Here is an 18551-nt window from a genome sequence, read left to right as displayed (position 1 = left end):
AAATGCAATTGTGTAGAATCTAAAAATACGGATCTGCTTACATCAGCTGAGTTCTTCCAGATTTTTGCGGTTTTGTCCTGTTGCAGTTTTGCCTGAACATAAAAGAGAAGGAGGTATCAATGAACTATACAGTACAACAAATTGCAGCCATTACCAATTCACAGATTATTGGTAATAAAAATCTGGTGATAAAAAACATAGCTTTTGACAGCAGAATCATCTATTCAACGAAAAATACGGCATTCATTGCGGTAAATACCCACAAAAATTCCGGGGAAAAATTTATTGAAGCTGCTATTGACAGAGGCATTGATATCATTATCTCGGAACATCATTATCCGCAGTTTGAAAATGCAACCTGGATTTTAGTTGAAAATTCTATCGATTTCCTCCAGAAATTAGCTCAATATCATTTTGAAAATTCACCACTGAAATCTATCGGAATTACAGGGAGTAACGGTAAGACCATTTTGAAAGAGTGGCTTTACCAGTGTTTATGGAATGAGTTTCCAACTGTAAAAAGCCCGAAAAGTTTCAATTCCCAGATCGGCCTTCCTCTGTCATTGCTTCAGATCAACCCTTCTCACCAGCTGGGAATTTTTGAAGCAGGCATATCTCATCCTCACGAAATGGAAAAACTGGAAGCTATTTTCCATCCGCAAATCGGACTGCTTACGCATATCGGAACAGCCCATGCGGCTAATTTTAAATCTGAGGAAGAATTAATTGATGAGAAGCTTATACTTTTCAGACATTCTGAAGTGATTATTTACAATGGAGACCATTCATTGGTAGACCAAAAGATAAAAGCTCTGTATTCAGACAGAAAATTAATTTCCTACGGCCTTAAAGAAGGCAATCAGGTTTCCATCAGGGACTATACTTCAAAAGATGAAAAGATTACCGTAAAGTATTTTGATGAAGAAATTTCCTTTCCTGTTCATCAGAGAGATGAGGCAACATTAACGAATGCTCTGGCTCTGATAACCGTGCTGAAAGAACTTCATATAGACAACCGGAAGATTATTGAGAAGATCAACTCCTTAAAAGCAGTGGAAATGCGGCTTGAAGCCATTGAAGGAATCAAAAATAATATTATAATCAATGATTCGTTCAATCTGGATCTGGATTCTCTGAAAACAGCACTCCAGTTTTTAAAAGAGTATAAAAAATCTAAAAAAACATTGGTTCTGACGGATATCGTCGGGGTTAATTCCAACTCTAAGGAGCTTTATGAAGAAGTTTCTGAGCTTGTGAATGAGCAGCAGTTTGATTCCGTATTCCTGATCGGCGATGAAATAACAAAATTCAAAGAACTGTTTAAATCTGAAACCTATACTTTCATCAGCACTCAGGAATTAATTGACAGCAAACGTCTTACTGAAATCGATAACCGGATCATCCTGCTGAAAGGAGCCAGAAAATTTGAAATTGAAAAGCTTAAAGATATTCTTGAACTCAGAAAACATGATACCGTTCTGGAAATCAATCTGAATGCTGTTCTTCATAATATCAATTATCACAAATCCCTGCTGAAACCGGGAACCAGAATGATGGCAATGGTAAAAGCCAATGCTTACGGGCTGGGCAGTTATGAAATTTCAGAATTTCTGCAGCATCACCATATCGATTATTTAGGGGTAGCATTTGCCGATGAAGGTGTTGAACTCCGCAAAAAGGGAATTACCACTCCTATTATTGTGATGAATCCTGAGCAGCACAGCTATAATACTATTATTGAGTATAATCTGGAACCTGAGATTTACAGCTTCAGAGTTCTGGAACTCTTCTATGAGGCCTTACAGAAATCAGGATCTGATAAAAAATATCCGATTCATATCAAACTTGAAACCGGAATGCACAGACTTGGTTTTAAAGATTTTGAACTGGATCAGCTGGGTGAAACTTTAAGCAATAAAAATCTGAAAGTTCAGAGTATATTCAGCCATCTTTCTTCTTCAGATATGCCTGAGGAAAAAGAATTTACGCTAAAGCAGCTGGATATTTTCGAGAAAAACTCAACCTGTTTAATCGAAAAATTAGGGTATTCTCCTCTTCGCCACATCCTGAACTCCTCAGGAATAACAAGTTATACCAACCATCAGTACGATATGGTAAGGATAGGAATCGGAATGCTTGGAGAATCACCAGACAGTGAAATACAAAAACAGCTTCAGTCCGTTGTCAGTTTTAAAACGGTCATTTCTCAGATTTCAATTGTAGAAAACGGAGAATCAGTAGGTTACAGCAGAAGATACAAGCCGGATCATGCTGCGAAAATTGCAACGATTCCTGTGGGCTATGCAGACGGTATTCCGAGACTTATCGGAAATCAGGTCGGAAGTTTGGGGGTGAACAAAACCTTAGCTCCGATCGTCGGAAATATATGCATGGATATGATGATGATCAATGTAGATCATATTCCCAATGTAAAAGAAGGCGATAAAGTTACTATCTTTAATGCTCAGCCCAGTCTGAAAGAATTTGCGGGATACTGCAAAACGATAACCTATGAAGTACTAACCTCTATTTCGCCCCGGGTGAAACGGATTTATATAAAAGATTAGCTATGAGAAAACTCCTGTTTCTATTTTTCATATTCCCCTTACTGATGATCCAATCCCAGGTAAAAAAGGATCTGGTTATTCCGAAAAATCCCAGGATAGGGCTTTCGCTTGCCGGCGGAGGAGCCAAAGGTTTTTCACATGTCGGAGTACTGAAAGTATTAGATTCGCTGGGAGTGAAAGTAGATTATATTGCCGGAACCAGTATGGGTGCCATTGTGGGCGGACTGTACGCCTCAGGGTATTCAGGAAAAGAAATAGAGAAAATTGTCATGGACACCGATTTTTATTCTTTGATTATGGATCCGAAATCCAGGCAGGAATCTTCTTTTTTCAATAAATCCGTAGACAAATATCTTTTATCTATTCCGTTAAAGAACGGAAAAATATCGCTGCCCTCCTCCATCAGTACAGGACAGAGAAACGTTTATCTGCTTAAGGAACTATTCAAGAATGTTTCCAATATCGACGACTTTTCAAAACTTCCCATTCCTTTTATGTGTGTGGCCACCAATCTGGAAAGCGGAAATATGGAGATCTTTGAAAAAGGGGATCTTGTACAGTCCATTATGGCAAGCTCTGCTTTTCCTTCCCTGATGGATCCTGTAAAAATCGGAGACAGTATCTATATTGACGGTGCGATGACCGTCAATTATCCCTCGAAGCCGTTAAAGGACAAAGGAATCGATATCGTCATCGGTGTGGACCTTAACCAGGATCTTTCCAAAAGAGAGGATTTAAGCAGTATTATTTCAATCCTTAACCAGGTTATTGATTTCGGAATCAAAAGAGATACGAAAAGACAGTATAAATATACCGACATCAACATCAAACCCAATCTGAAAGGAATGACGGCCACAAGCTATGATGAGAAGAAAAAAATTCTTGACAGCGGCTATGCGGAAGGGATGAAATATACCACAGTACTGGACCAGCTTCCGAAACGGCCGTTTGACCGTCTCAGACAGCGCATAAATCCAATATATTCGAACGTTTATAAGATTGACAGTATCTCGCTGGAAGGAAGCAGAATTTACGGTAAAAACTACGTTCTGGGTAAAATGGGATTACGTCTCCCCTCTATGCAGACCTATGGAAGTATCAACAAAAAAATAGACCGGTTAGTCGCCACCAATAATTACAAGTTCATTACCTACGATATTATACCTGAAAATGATGCCAGCTACCTTAAACTCTATGTAACCGAAGATGATGCCCGTCATTTTCTGAAAGTAGGTCTGCATTATGATGAAGTTTTCAAGACAGGTCTGCTCCTGAATTATTCAGCAAAACGCCTTCTTTTTAAAAATTCAAATATTTCCCTGGATGTAGTGGTTGGAGATAAACCCAGATACTACCTGAACTATTTTATTGATAACGGATATATTCCGGGTTTCGGAATTTATTCTTCCGGAATGAGTTTCGATCTGAAAAATGTAGACAATAATATTGTTGACAAATGGGAATGGTTCAGAAATGAAGCCTTTATACAGTCTGTATGGAAGGATAAATTTGCGATCGGAGGCGGAATCAGCCATGATTACTTCGGAGCGGAAATAAACGGCCTGAATAAGCGGTATATGCGTTTTCTGAACCCGTATGTATTCTTAAAAAGCGATACCCAGAACGACAAAGATTTTCCTTCAAGAGGTATTTATATCAATACAGAAGGAAAAGTAGTGGATCTTCTTAAATCTGAAGTAGAAAAAAGAATTATTCAGATTAAAGCGGATATAAGGCTTAATGTTCCGCTTTCAAAACAGTTTACCTACCGTCTGAATCTGTATGGAGGAATTACCCTCGGCGATGATCTTCCTGAATTTTACCAGTACAGACTGGGTGGAATTTTTGAACAGAATATGATTAATTTCAAAAGCTTCGGAGGCTTCTATTTTGCCCAGCTTAATGCCAATAACGTGATACTGGTTTCCAACGATGTTCAGTTTAAATTCAATAAAAACTATTTTCTGAGCGGAAACTTCAGCTTTGCCAATCTTTCCGACGATATAAGTTTTGAAGATGCGGTAAAAGTAAATTTCAGTTCCCTGGGGCTTACTGCCGGGTATAAATCTCCTTTCGGGCAGATTAAAATAAACTTTAGCCATTCATTAAAAAATAATCAAAAAGGCATATTCAGTGTTATATTAGGACACTGGTTTTAATACAATGATACAATTCTTTTACGAAAACTTACCGGAATCTGTACCCACAGATTACCAACAATGGCTGGAAGATATTATTCTTTCAGAAGAAAAAAAAACTGGCGAAATCAGCTACATTTTCTGTGATGACGAATACCTGCTGAAGATTAATCAGGATTATCTTCAGCATGATTATTATACCGATATCATCACTTTTGATTATGTAAAAGGCAAAACAATAAGCGGAGAGATTTTTGTATCTTTGCAACGCGTTTCGGATAATGCCTCTACTCTTTCCAGAGATTATGAAGATGAATTAAGAAGAGTCCTTGCTCATGGAATTCTGCACCTTGCAGGATATAAAGACAAGACTGAAGAAGAGGAAAAAGAGATGCGCAGAAAAGAAGATTTCTATTTGGAGAAATACCATAATGCAAAGGGTTAGCAATTGAAGAATCACTTAAATATCAATTCCTAACTCATTCAATTATAAGCACAATAAGAAATCATCTCCAGTGCATTTTCGAAAAATGTTTCACGTGAAACATTCGCAGATTATTAAATATAAAAGGCTTAAAACAAGCATAATAAAATGATTTCAGAAACATATGATGTAATTGTAGTAGGTGCCGGACATGCAGGTTGCGAGGCAGCAGCAGCGGCAGCCAATTTAGGTTCAAAGACCCTACTTGTTACCATGAATATGCAGACCATCGGACAGATGAGCTGCAACCCGGCAATGGGTGGAATTGCCAAAGGACAGATCGTTCGTGAGATTGATGCGATGGGAGGATACTCCGGAATCGTAGCAGATAAATCTGCCATACAGTTTAAAATGCTGAACCTTTCAAAAGGTCCGGCCATGTGGTCTCCAAGAACTCAAAATGACAGAATGCTTTTTGCCGAAGAATGGAGACTCGCATTAGAAAACACTCCCAATCTTGACTTCTTTCAGGATATGGTAAAACAGCTGATTGTAGAAAACAATAAAGTAACCGGAATTGTTACTTCGCTGGGAATTCAGATCAAAGGAAAATCCGTAGTTTTAACCAACGGAACTTTTCTTAACGGATTGATCCATGTTGGCGATAAACAATTAGGAGGAGGAAGAATGGGAGAACCGAGAGCATTCGGAATCACAGAACAATTGGTAACTTTAGGTTTCGAAGCAGGAAGAATGAAAACCGGTACTCCTCCGAGAGTAGACGGCAGAAGTCTGGATTATTCTAAAATGGAAGAACAGAAAGGAGATGAAAATCCTCAAAAATTCAGTTACCTTGATACTCCTAAATTAACAAAACAGTTAAGCTGCCATATCGTTTACACCAACGAAACCGTACATGATATTCTGCGCGAAGGTTTCGACAGAAGTCCTATGTTCAATGGAACTATCCAAAGTTTAGGGCCAAGATACTGCCCGAGTATTGAAGATAAGATCAACCGTTTTGCAGAAAGAAACAGACACCAGCTTTTCGTAGAACCGGAAGGATGGAAAACCGTGGAAATCTACGTGAACGGATTCAGTTCTTCGCTTCCTGAAGATGTACAGATCAAAGCAATGAAACATATTCCAGGATTTGAAAATGTAAAAGTATTCCGTCCCGGATATGCTATTGAATATGATTACTTCCCTCCTATCCAGCTGAAACATACTTTAGAAACCAAACTGATCGACAATTTATATTTTGCCGGGCAGATCAACGGAACCACAGGATATGAAGAAGCAGCAGGACAGGGTTTAATTGCCGGTATCAATGCACACAATAAAGTACATGAAAAAGGAGAATTCATTCTCAACAGGGATGAAGCTTATATCGGAGTACTTATCGATGATCTCATTACCAAAGGAACGGAAGAACCATACAGAATGTTTACTTCCCGCGCCGAATACAGACTTCTTTTAAGACAGGATAATGCAGATATCCGGTTAACAGAGAAAGCTTTTAATTTAGGTCTTGCCAAAGAGGACAGATTAAGAAAAGTAGAAGCTAAACTATCTGAAAGTCAACAACTTGAAGAGTTTTTACGCGAAACTTCTTTAAAACCCGGAATCATCAACCCTATTCTGGAATCTATTGAAAGCAGTCCGGTAGATCAGGCATACAGAGCAGCACAGATTCTTACCAGACCTAATATGACCCTGGAAAAACTGGATGAAATTGAAAATATCAGAGACTTTTCTTCTCAGTACAGTGATGAAGTAAGAGAACAGGCTGAAATTAATATCAAATACAGAGGCTATATAGAAAAAGAAAAGGAAAATGTTGCCAAACTGAATCGTCTTGAAAACATTAAAATCCCTGACGATTTCGATTATTCCAAACTTTCCAGCCTTTCCGCAGAAGCCAAACAGAAAATGACCAACGTAAAACCGAAAACAATAGCACAGGCCGGAAGAATAAGTGGTGTTTCTCCTGCAGATATTAATGTTTTACTGGTATACCTGGGTAGATAAATTCAAAATGTTTCACGTGAAACATTTTTTAAAAACAATATAAAGTTAAGGTATTTATAAAGGCTATCAATACTTATAAATATCTTAATTTTTATGATAAAAGGACAGACACTAATGAAAATAAAAGATCATTTTCTTTCACAGGAAATTTTTGAAATTAAAGAAACTGATACAAAAGGAGTTTTTAAGACCTCCCCTATCCCATCCAATATTTCCAGATATTATGAAAGTGAAGATTACATTTCTCATCATCAGGATTCGGGAAGCCTGAAAGAAAAACTGTATAAATTTCTTCAGTCTTTTAATCTCAATTACAAAAGAAATATCCTTGCAGAAAGAATACCAAAAGGAGCAAAAGTTCTGGATTACGGATGTGGCGCAGGAGAATTTGTAAAATATATAGAAAATGATTTTGAAACTTTAGGTTTCGAACCCGATGCAGATGCAAGAAAAGCAGCAGAAGGGAAAATTTCCAAAGCAAAAATTCTGGATGACATTCATTTAATTGAAGACAAAAGCTTAGATGCAATTACGCTGTGGCATGTTTTTGAGCATATCGAAAATCAGGATGAAATGCTGGATATTTTTCGTGCAAAATTAAAAGACAAAGGACTCCTTGTGATTGCCGTTCCCAATCCTACTTCTTACGATGCCCAACATTATAAAGAGTATTGGGCTGCTTATGATGTACCAAGACACATCTATCATTTTTCCAAAAACGGAATGGAAAGTCTTATTTCTAAAAATCCAGACTGGAGAATGAGAAAGATCAAACCTTTGATCCTGGACTCTTACTATATCTCCATGCTCAGCGAAAAATATAAAAAATCGCCGCTTTTCTGGCTAAAAGCAAGTATCTACGGAACTATTTCGAACGTAAAGGCACTTTTTTCGAACGAATATTCCAGTTTGATATACATTATCGAAAAATATTAGAAAATCGATTTTTGAGACATTTATGAAGGTCGTTTTTTAGCGTATTAACCCAAAATTTACAAGACTCAGGAAAAAATTTCCTGAGTTTTATTTTTTAAAGCCAGAATAGCAGCTTACAGTTTTTTATTTTCAAAACAAAAAATCAATTCAACTTTCTTTTCACTCTACCCTGTTAAACTTTTTCCAAGAATAAACAAACTCATAATACAGCAAAATGAAATTAACTGTATAATGAATCAAAAAAAAACAACAATAGAGAAAATCAAAGAAAATACAGAGTAAAAAAAGTAAAAATATGGCATATTAAAAGTAAATTCCTTCAGAAACACTGTAATTAACGTTTATTTCTTGATTAACATATAAAACTATGGAAAATTATAGAAAATCGATTTAAGGCATAATTCTGAAAGTCATTTTTTGGAACTTTTCAACTTAAAATCACAAACGAATAGAAAAAAACTCTTAATGCCAAACTTTATCGGGAAAATAAAAAACAGAAAGAAGCCTAAAAGACCTATTCCTTTTTTTAAATATTTTTAAAGAAACAGGATTGGCGAAAATAACCAGCACTCCCCTACTTAATAAATGATCGTACTTTTGAAAACACCATTCAGAAATTCATGAAGCCTCCTGAATTATGAAAACCTTTAACCTTAACAGAAAAAACAAATTTTCTTTTCTCTGATTTCAAAAATAAACCTACATTCAAAAAATACGAGCAATATACATTTTCATAAACATCAGGAAATCCTCTGTTCAAATTGAAGAAGCAACATTAACATGAAAAAACGCTATTTAAATAGTAACGAAATAATCTCTCAAAAAAGAACTTTACAGAATTAATATATTCTAAATTTAAAACTGAAAAAGAAAATTTATATAATACTAAAAATTAGTTTAAATACTAAAAATCAGATAATTATAACATTATCACTATTATATGAAATAAAAATAAATCAAATAAGTTTAAGCATCAGGGAGTCATACGCCGATACTTTGGATTCAAACATGAACTTTCCTATTAACTTAACCAGGAATTATAAATTCTGACTTACATAAAATATTACAGTCTATGATCAATAGGTGAGTTGAATAATAGATATAAAGTGATCTGAATTCTACAAAGTGCCCCGCAGAAATATTCTGTTCATAGAAATTCAATACATGATCTAAGGCAAACCCTGTAAAGCGGCCTGATAATGATATTGATTAACATATAATTCTATTGGAGTTTTAATAACTTCAAAGGAAACACCATAATCCAACTCAAACTGTCACTACATCTTAAGATGATGAACATATGATTCACATCAGAAAATATGAGAATAGATGCATTCAAAATTAAGGCAGATCCTTGCCATATACTTTAAAGAATAAGCAGCAGACTGAAAGATACTTCATACATTATAGTCCTTCCAACTATAACCAAAAGTTATATAACAAAATACTTTCTATTCCCGCTCAATGCAGAGTTTTTACAAAAGATTGGTACATAAAAAAGCCTGCTAATATTATTAGCAAGCTTTAAAATATCAAATGTAATATCTGTTAATTATTGATTGCAGCTACACCTGGCAGTTCCAAACCTTCAAGGCTTTCAAGCATCGCTCCACCTCCGGTAGAAACATAACTTACTTTATCTCCGTAACCGAACTGCTTAACAAAAGCAACACTGTCCCCACCTCCTACTAATGAGAAAGCTCCCAGGCTCGTTGCTTCGGCAATACTGTCTCCAAGAGCGACAGTTCCTCCGGCAAAATTAGACATTTCAAAAACCCCGATCGGTCCATTCCAAAGAATAGTTCTGGAATTCAGAAGAACATCATTGAACTGATCTCTTGATTTATGACCGGCATCAAGACCCATCCATCCTTCAGGAATCGCATAAATATCAGCCTCCTTTCTGTCCGCATCATTATTGAAGCTTTCCGCAATAATAGCATCAGACGGTAAGTAAACTTTCACATTATGCTCTTTAGCTTTACCAAGAATTTCAAGAGCTAAAGGAAGTTTATCCTCTTCTACCAGAGAATTACCTACTTTCCCTCCCAATGCTTTAATAAAAGTGAAAGCCATACCGCCTCCAACAATCAGATTGTCGATTGCGGGAAGTATATTTTCTATAATGGTAATTTTAGTTGAAACTTTTGATCCTCCAAGGATAGCTGTAACAGGTCTTTCACCGCTTTTCAGAACTTTATCAATTGCCTGGAGTTCTTTAGCCATTAAAAGACCGAAATATTTAGTTGAAGGGAAATATTTAGCAATAACTGCTGTGGAAGCATGAGCACGGTGAGCTGTACCGAAAGCGTCATTCACATAAGCGTCTCCCAATTTAGAAAGCTGTTCAGCAAATCCTTCATCTCCTTTTTCCTCTTCATTATGAAAACGCAGATTCTCCAGCAATAAAATTTCTCCCGGCTGAAGCTCAGAAGCTGCTTTTTCAGCCTTCTCTCCTACACATTCCTCAACAAACTTCACTTCCTGACCAAGAACCCTGGAAACTTCATCTTTAATATGTTTCAGGGAAAACTCATTCTTAACCTCTCCTTTTGGTCTTCCAAGGTGAGTCATCAGGATTACAGAACCTCCGTCATTAAGGATTTTCTCTACCGTTGGCTTCACCGCTGAGATCCTCGTATTATCCGTTACGTTAAGCTGGTCATCCTGCGGAACATTGAAGTCCACACGCACCAGAGCCTTCTTATCTTTAAAATTGAAATCATTGATTGTTTTCATAAGTAACATTGATTTTTTCGTTTCACAAATGTAAGGTTTTAAACTTTTTCAACAGATCCGTTGAAATAAAAGTTTTCAAAAACTTTCCCGCAGCCTCAACATTCATTAATCAACAATTTTTTCTCTTTTAAAAAAAAGAATAATGTCTTTGTTGTTGAGTGTTGTTAGTTTAGGGGATAAGTTTTAAGCTAAAAGTTGGTAACATTCAGTTTAGATACAATTCATATTTAACTCACAATATAAAATGCTGTAAACCTGCCTTTTCACATACTTATTCACAGTTGTTGATAACTTTGAATGAAAACCGTTATTAGTAATTTTTTTATGGAAAAACCTAAGATTGAATGTGAAAAAGATTTGGAAAATTGTGGTTAAAGTTTCCGGATTAATTTTCCATTACGAAATAATTTAATGTTAAAAAATATAAACTTGATAAAAGTTTTCCACAGTTATTCACAGACGTTTTCACAATTAACTCCCGGTTTACTAACATCAATTGTTATTATTCTTACCTTTGTCATGAAATAAAATCTATACAAGACTTAATACAGGTATTATGAAAAGAAAAATAGCGATTGCTGCAGACCATGCAGGCTATGAATACAAGGAGATTGTTAAAAACTATCTTTCAGAACGCTTTGAAGTTCAGGATTTTGGAACGTTTTCCACAGACAGTGTGGATTATCCGGACTTTGTGCACCCTGCCGCCACTTCTGTGGAAAACGGAGAAAATGAACTCGGAATTTTAATCTGCGGAAGCGGAAACGGGGTACAGATCACTGCCAATAAACATCAGAAGATCCGCTGTGCATTATGCTGGATGCCGGAGATTGCATCGTTGGCAAGACAGCATAATGATGCCAATATGATCTCAATGCCGGCAAGGTTTATTTCCAAAGAACTGGCTATTGAAATTGCTGAAAAGTTCCTTACTACGGATTTTGAAGGAGGAAGACATCAGAACAGAGTTGATAAAATTGCAGTTTGCTAAAAATATAAAGGCTTGTAAATCATATTACAGGCCTTATTTATTATTTATTTTATATCTTTGCACTGCCTGACAGAATTTTCTGTTCTGTATCTAAAACAATTTATCCTGAGTTTTCCCCCTATTTGTATTGAGCTTAATAAAACTAAAGTTTTAGTTTTTAATTAAAAACAAAATTGAAATTTGAGTAATAACCAAAAATTAAGGAAACCATAAACCTGCTTTTATGAGAACTTATCTTACCTTTCTTTTCCTGTTTTTATTTTTGGGAGCATCCGGACAGCTGGCAAAAAGAGACAGACTTGAGTGCAGTATCAAAAAATTCAGAACCTACTGTATGGAAAATCCCGGGAAAAATATTTCTGAGATATCATTTTCAAAGGGGTTGAAATTCTTTGGAAGATATGAGGATTTCAAAGATGAATTTTCAGAATATCTGATTAGCATGAAGAAGAAAGATGTAACCTGTTTTCCCGGTACAAAAGACAGTATAAGATATGATGAATACGGACAGGATAAAATATGGTCATATAATGAAAAAGACGGATGGCCATTTTATTATTCATACTCCAGGAAGTTTTCATATAAAGGAACTGTTGAGAATATAAAATTCCCGGATTATTATAAATATAATCCTGCTTCCAAAAAGAATTATCTTATTTTTTACAGCAAAGAACAGGAGAATAATAAAAATTATGAAGTATTTTTTAATCTGTTTAACGATAATAATCAGTTAGTTTATACTTTTCACCAAAGGGAAAATGAGTTTGATGAATATATATTTCATGAAACTGAAGACGATCCGTTTTATAAAAAGAGTGTGTATAAAAACGGTAAACTCTTCTCGGAACTCCGTATTGCCAGGCATTATGAAACTGGATTCAAAAAAGATATTAAGCAGTATAATCTTACGCAGTCTTATGTAATTAATGAAAATGGGATTCCGGTTTTGATGCAGTCAAAATTTGCTGAAGGAAAGACAGACTGTAACTGCAGCAAAGGCTATGTTACAAGAATAAGATATAAACCTGAAGAAGGCTGTGACCGTGGAATAATTCTGGACTGAAAATTGATAAGATAAATATTATTAAAAACTAAAAACCAATGAAAATAAAAGCATCTTTACTATTACTTTTAGTTATACATACTTTTCATGCCCAGGAAATAGCCAATCAGGATGCTTTTAAAAAATGCAGAAAAGAATTCAGTAAAAAAATATGTCTTTCTGATACGGATGGAGATGGTACATTATTTTATCTGGATAAATGTCCCGAAGAAGCCGGACCGGAAGAAAATGAAGGCTGTCTTTGGCCGGATGAGGATAGAGATGGCACACCGGACAAAGATGATGCATGCCCTACAATAGCAGGCCCTGTGGAAAACAACGGCTGCCCGTGGACGGATGTAGATGGTGACGGTATTCTGGATAAGGATGATGCGTGCCCAACTGTACCGGGAACTGCTGAACTCCAGGGATGTGCTCCTTACGTCCGTCATTATTATACACAGGAAGAGCTTAATAAAGTTGAAGAGGATTTTACTGCCAGAACAAAAGGATATAATTTTCATGCTCTTGCAGACCTGCTTTTTAAAAAGATTGATAAAAAATCGGTTAAACATAAAATAGTCTATGTTGGCGTTCTCAATGTTTCTACGGCAGGGTGTGGAATGGACAGAACAGATTATTCAGCAGTTAATCTGTTAAATAGCCTGAAATTCAGGTCTTTTTGGGACGTAAGAAACTTTAAGAAATTTGTCGGTCTTTTTCCGGATAAAACCATTATTCCGGTTCCAAGATCTGCAATAGGTGTTTACTATGGCGAATATGTAGAACAATTGAACTTTAAAGGAGTTCCCCAATCTAAACTGGATTACAGAATTGTTTATAATATTAAAGGTATTTTTGTAAAAGAAGCAAACACCAAAGAACTAATCATTCCGGAGAGTGATTTCATAACTTTGAATATCAATACGGAAAAAAAGAAAAACAAAGCCGAAGTATGGCTGGGGGACCTGATCTGTTATTTTGAATTCAAAAACGGCTCGGTTATTGAAATTTCAAAAGCGGATTATGAGAACTCACAACAATTAAATTAACATTAAAATGTCAAAAAAAAGAAAATATATAAGTCAGAAAAATGACCATAAACTGATGGAGATCGGAAGACAGATCCTCCGTTTTATGAACGCTAATTCGTCTAAAATCTATAACTATAAACAGATTGCAGACGGAATAGATCACAAGAATCCAAGACAGAGAGAACAGGTGATTCAGGCTCTGCATAAGCTTCAGGCCTCTGAAAAGATCAAAGAAGTAGACAAAGGAAAATATATCGTGAACCTGAAAATTGCAGGAACACTTACCGGAACAATTGATTTTAACCAGTCCGGGAATGCCTATGTAAGCGTTGAAGGTCTGGAAGACGACATCTTTATCCATTCCAAAAACGTAAAAGATGCCTTACAGGGTGATAAGGTTTTAATTATAACCTATCATTTCAAAGGAAAAAAGCTGGAAGGCTCGGTACTGGAAGTGCTGGAAAGAGCAAGAACGGAATTTGTAGGAACTTTTCAGAAGGTTGCCCACAAGGATTTCGGATTTGTGGTTTGTGATAAAAAATCAATCCATACCGATATCTTTATTCCGAAGAATAAATTCAATAGTGCAGAAGACGGCGATAAGGTGATCGTAAAAATGACCGAATGGAAACCCGGTGATAAAAACCCTGAAGGAGAAATTACACAGGTACTGGGCGCTCCGGGAGAGCATGAGACGGAGATCCACTCTATTCTTGCAGAATACGGCCTTCCTTACGAGTTTCCGAAAGAAGTGGAACTGGACGCGGACAGAATTGACAGGAGCATTACGGATGAAGAAGTGGCAAAGCGCTGGGATATGCGTAAGATCTGCACATTTACCATTGACCCTAAAGATGCAAAAGACTTTGATGATGCCCTGTCTATCAGGAAACTGGAAAACGGAAACTGGGAAATCGGGGTTCATATTGCTGATGTATCGCATTATGTGGTTCCGGGAACAATTCTGGATGATGAGGCCTATCAGAGAGCAACTTCCGTCTATCTTGTAGACAGGGTGGTTCCGATGTTGCCGGAAGTATTGAGTAATGATGTATGTTCACTCCGTCCGAATGAAGATAAATATACCTTTTCAGCAGTTTTTGAGCTGAATGATCAGGCTGAAATTCAGAAACAGTGGTTTGGAAGAACCGTGATCCATTCAGACAGAAGATTTACCTATGAAGAAGCTCAGGAGCGTATCGAAACCGGTAAAGGAGATCTGGCAGAAGAGATTAATGTTCTTGACAGACTGGCAAAGATCATGCGTAACGAACGTATCAGAAAAGGGGCCATTACTTTTGACAGAAGTGAAGTACGGTTCAATCTTGATGAAAATAATGAACCGGTAGGAGTTTATTTTAAAATCAGTAAAGATTCCAATCACCTGATCGAGGAATTTATGCTTCTGGCCAATAAAAAAGTTTCCGAGTTCGTATCCCTGACAAGAAAAGGAGAAATTACCGGCAATACCTTCATATACAGGGTCCACGATGATCCGGATCCTGCAAAACTGGAATCATTGAGAGACTTTGTTGCTACTTTCGGATATAAAATGAATCTGGCCAATACCAAAAAGGTAGCGGAGTCTTTGAATAAACTTCTTCATGATGTGAAAGGAAAAGGCGAAGAAAATATGATCGAAACGCTGGCCATGAGAAGTATGAGCAAAGCGGTATATTCCACAGAACCAATTGGTCACTATGGGCTGGGGTTTGAGTATTATACCCATTTCACCTCTCCTATCCGCCGTTACCCGGATCTTATTGCACACCGTCTTCTTCAGCATTATCTGGATGGCGGAAAATCTCCGAGCAAACAGGAACTGGAAGAAAAATCAAAACACTGCAGTGCTATGGAAAGGCTGGCAGCAGATGCAGAAAGAGATTCCATTAAATTCATGCAGGTGAAGTTCATGGAAAAACATCTGGGTGAAACCTTCAGGGGAGTAATCTCAGGAGTTGCAGAATTTGGTTTCTGGGTAGAAATTCCTGAAAACGGAGCGGAAGGACTCATCAAATTAAGAGACCTGGTAGACGATTCTTATATGTATGAAGCAAAAACCCACGCAGTATACGGAACCAGAACAGGCAAGAAATACCAGCTGGGCGATGAAATTCAGATCAAAGTGGTGAAAGCCAACCTGATTCAGAAACAGCTGGATTTTAAGGTTGTTGAGTAATGACTGCAGTAGATAAGTATATCGTATTTAGTATTCTTAATACAATATTGTTGATAACAGTAATTTTTAATACTGTTATCAATTTTTATCTGTTTGTGCTTGCTATAATTCTTCTTGTTGTATTATGTAATATTTTAATCAACAGAAATATCATAGCTGTTAAAAAGCTGGGGAAAAAATATTTTTTTGGAGTTACACTTCCCTTTATAATCAATGGGTTCTTTTTGGTAAATTATGTTACAGGAATTAATCCTACTAAAGAAACATATTGTTATAAAAATATGATTGCTGAAGTTGGAGCAAGAAATAGCCGTCAGAAAGGTAAAACCACCTATATTTATCTAAGTGGAAATGCCTATGAATATTCCTATATGACCAGAAGTTTTTTTATTGATTATAAAAGAATGTTGTTTAGAAATCAGATTACTGATACATTTGAAAGAGGCCTTTTTGGGTTCAAAATTAGAAAAGACTTTGAATTTGCCTACAGTGAGAATTGTTTAGATAAAGAAAACTGAAATTAAATTCGGGTAAAAATACCCGGAAACAAAATAAGAAAAAGAGGTTGTTCCAAAAAGTAGGAATAACCTCTTTATTTTTTTAGAAAATTAAAATAGTGGTGTTTTAATCTGCGTTCGTTTTTTTCATGTTGCTTTAACTTCCCTCCTTTCAGTCTTCCCGATCTTTTCCCCAAATAGCAGGTAAAATAAAAATTGATATATCACAACTTTATTGAATAATTAAATCATAAAGTATAACTTTGTATAAAACGGAATGAAATTATTTTTCATTTTAAATATTACTGAATGTTTGAACTCGTACTTTCTGCTATTGTATTAGGATTCATGCTGAGTCTGGTTTTTATAGGACCCATTTTTTTCCTTTTGATAGAAACCAGTTTTTCCAGAGGACCAAAACATGCACTGTCTTTGGATCTGGGAGTCATAACGGCTGATCTTTTATGTATCGTTGCCGCCTATTATGCCAGTGCAGATATTGTAACACTCATAGATAAACACCCGGGTTTTTACAGGATCACTTCTATCCTGATCTTCATTTACGGGATTGTGATGATGGTTACCAAAACCAAAATGCATATGCCCGGAGAAGAAAAAATCATCGGCCAGAACTATTTTAAAACCTTTTTTAACGGGTTTTTCTTTAATTTATTAAATGTAGGCGTAATCCTTTTCTGGCTGGTAACGGTGATCTCCGTAAGAAACCAGTACCCTGATACCAGCAGTTTTATCCTGTATATAAGCATTGTAATTGGTACCTACCTGTGTATTGATCTGGCTAAAATATTTCTTGCCAAACAATTTCACGATAAACTGACCCAGAAACTGGCCAACCAGATCAGAAGAGGTGTTGGAGTCATTCTGATCGTTTTCAGTTTCTTTATCTTCCTGCAGAGCTTTAAAAAATTCAATCAGTTTGACCGGCAGCTGGAAGAAGCAGAAAAAAAAGAAGTTAAATACCAAAAGACCAAATGAAAAAAATTATCTTTCCGGAACCCCTGAAAAAAGGGGCCAAAATAGCTGTGATTTCCCCTGCCGGAGCCGTAGAGGCTTCCCAACTGGAAAAAGGGATAGAAATGATCAGAGAAAAAGGGTTTGAGCCTGTTTTAGGTGAACACCTGTACACTAAATTTTCAAACGGATACAACTACGCCGGAACAGAACACGAAAGAATAAAAGATATCAACTGGGCCCTGAATGATAAAGACATCAGTGCAGTATGGGCTTCCAGAGGAGGCTACGGCTGCCAGCATCTGATTCAGCATCTGAAGCTGAAAGGATTTACTGAAAATCCGAAATGGTATATCGGCTATTCCGATAACACAGTCATACAGAGCTACCTGTTGAAAAAAGGCTTTGCTTCCATTCACGGGCAGACGATCAAAACATCAGGGTTCGGAGTGACAGATGAAAGCTATGATCTGATCTTTAATCTATTAAAGGGAAAAAAGCTTAAATACGACTTAAAATCACATGAATTGAATAAGCCGGGGAATATGGAAGGAGAACTGGTGGGAGGTAATTTAGCCCTTATCTACGCCCTTCTGGGAACCCCCTATTCTTTCAGTTTCAAAGATAAGATCCTGTTTATTGAAGATATCGGTGAAAACTTTTATGCACTCGACCGGATGATCATGAGCCTGGAACTTGCCGGAGTTTTCAGAAAGATAAAAGGACTGATCATAGGCGGAATGACCAATATGGGCGATGAAAAGGAAAATAAAGATTACGAAGAAAGCTTTGACGCTTTTGCCTATACCCTGATCTCGGAAAGAATTTCAAAATATAAATTTCCGGCAGTATTTGGCTTCCCCAACGGACATATTAAAGACAACAGGCCTCTCCTGATCGGCGGAACTGCTAAAATAAAAATTACGGACAAGGTAAAGATTGATTTTTAAAATGAAAAATTGCATTCTTAGATATAGTTATTCACCAGGTTTTATGGGAGA

General features: G+C 36.5%; 12 protein-coding genes and 1 pseudogene. 12 read left to right on the top strand and 1 reads right to left on the bottom strand.

Going from position 1 to position 18551, the window contains the following annotated elements; all coding sequences use genetic code 11:
* Nucleotides 1-119 precede the first annotated feature (119 nt).
* The 5 genes from AC106S_RS14730 (at nt 120) to AC106S_RS14710 (ending at nt 8096) form a co-directional block, all read left to right on the top strand.
* A complete protein-coding gene (locus AC106S_RS14730; RefSeq protein WP_482440150.1) occupies nt 120-2567 on the top strand; it encodes a bifunctional UDP-N-acetylmuramoyl-tripeptide:D-alanyl-D-alanine ligase/alanine racemase in 2448 nt (815 codons plus the stop codon).
* A gap of 2 nt (nt 2568-2569) precedes the next feature.
* On the top strand, nt 2570-4726 hold the full coding sequence (locus tag AC106S_RS14725) for a patatin-like phospholipase family protein (RefSeq protein ID WP_482440149.1): 2157 nt from the start codon (nt 2570-2572) through the stop codon (nt 4724-4726).
* Between the two features lie 4 nt (nt 4727-4730).
* Nucleotides 4731-5150, top strand: coding sequence for an rRNA maturation RNase YbeY (gene ybeY, locus AC106S_RS14720; RefSeq protein WP_482440148.1), 420 nt, complete (start codon nt 4731-4733; stop codon nt 5148-5150).
* A gap of 147 nt (nt 5151-5297) precedes the next feature.
* The gene (mnmG, locus tag AC106S_RS14715) at nt 5298-7160 is read left to right on the top strand and encodes a tRNA uridine-5-carboxymethylaminomethyl(34) synthesis enzyme MnmG (protein ID WP_482440147.1); all 1863 of its coding nucleotides are present in this window, start codon (nt 5298-5300) and stop codon (nt 7158-7160) included.
* 114 nt (nt 7161-7274) lie between these two features.
* On the top strand, nt 7275-8096 hold the full coding sequence (locus AC106S_RS14710) for a class I SAM-dependent methyltransferase (protein WP_482440145.1): 822 nt from the start codon (nt 7275-7277) through the stop codon (nt 8094-8096).
* Between the two features lie 1548 nt (nt 8097-9644).
* Here AC106S_RS14710 and AC106S_RS14705 read toward each other — a convergent pair.
* Nucleotides 9645-10835 carry a phosphoglycerate kinase gene (locus tag AC106S_RS14705; RefSeq protein ID WP_482440143.1) on the bottom strand — a complete coding sequence of 397 codons (1191 nt, stop codon included), beginning with the start codon at nt 10833-10835 and terminating at the stop codon, nt 9645-9647.
* Nucleotides 10836-11391: 556 nt separating this feature from the next.
* Here AC106S_RS14705 and rpiB point away from each other — a divergent pair.
* The 7 genes and pseudogenes from rpiB (at nt 11392) to AC106S_RS14670 (ending at nt 18500) form a co-directional block, all read left to right on the top strand.
* Nucleotides 11392-11826 (top strand): ribose 5-phosphate isomerase B, encoded by a 435-nt coding sequence (rpiB, locus tag AC106S_RS14700; protein WP_482440141.1) that lies wholly within the window; start codon nt 11392-11394, stop codon nt 11824-11826.
* 223 nt (nt 11827-12049) lie between these two features.
* Nucleotides 12050-12889, top strand: coding sequence for a hypothetical protein (locus AC106S_RS14695; RefSeq protein ID WP_482440139.1), 840 nt, complete (start codon nt 12050-12052; stop codon nt 12887-12889).
* 161 nt (nt 12890-13050) lie between these two features.
* Nucleotides 13051-13302, top strand: a pseudogene (locus AC106S_RS14690) (thrombospondin type 3 repeat-containing protein); the annotation flags it as partial.
* Nucleotides 13303-13927: 625 nt separating this feature from the next.
* Nucleotides 13928-16081 carry a ribonuclease R gene (rnr, locus tag AC106S_RS14685; RefSeq protein ID WP_482440138.1) on the top strand — a complete coding sequence of 718 codons (2154 nt, stop codon included), beginning with the start codon at nt 13928-13930 and terminating at the stop codon, nt 16079-16081.
* A complete protein-coding gene (locus AC106S_RS14680; RefSeq protein WP_482440137.1) occupies nt 16081-16599 on the top strand; it encodes a hypothetical protein in 519 nt (172 codons plus the stop codon). The genes rnr and AC106S_RS14680 overlap by 1 nt, the downstream gene beginning before the upstream one ends.
* 288 nt (nt 16600-16887) lie before the next feature.
* On the top strand, nt 16888-17574 hold the full coding sequence (locus tag AC106S_RS14675; RefSeq protein ID WP_482440135.1) for a LysE family translocator: 687 nt from the start codon (nt 16888-16890) through the stop codon (nt 17572-17574).
* The gene (locus AC106S_RS14670) at nt 17571-18500 is read left to right on the top strand and encodes a S66 peptidase family protein (RefSeq protein ID WP_482440134.1); all 930 of its coding nucleotides are present in this window, start codon (nt 17571-17573) and stop codon (nt 18498-18500) included. Before AC106S_RS14675 ends, AC106S_RS14670 begins: the two co-directional genes overlap by 4 nt.
* The last annotated feature ends 51 nt before the right edge of the window (nt 18501-18551 follow it).

The sequence above is a fragment of the Chryseobacterium sp. FR054 genome (genome assembly GCF_056844565.1).
This window is presented reverse-complemented; position numbering and strand designations above follow the sequence as displayed.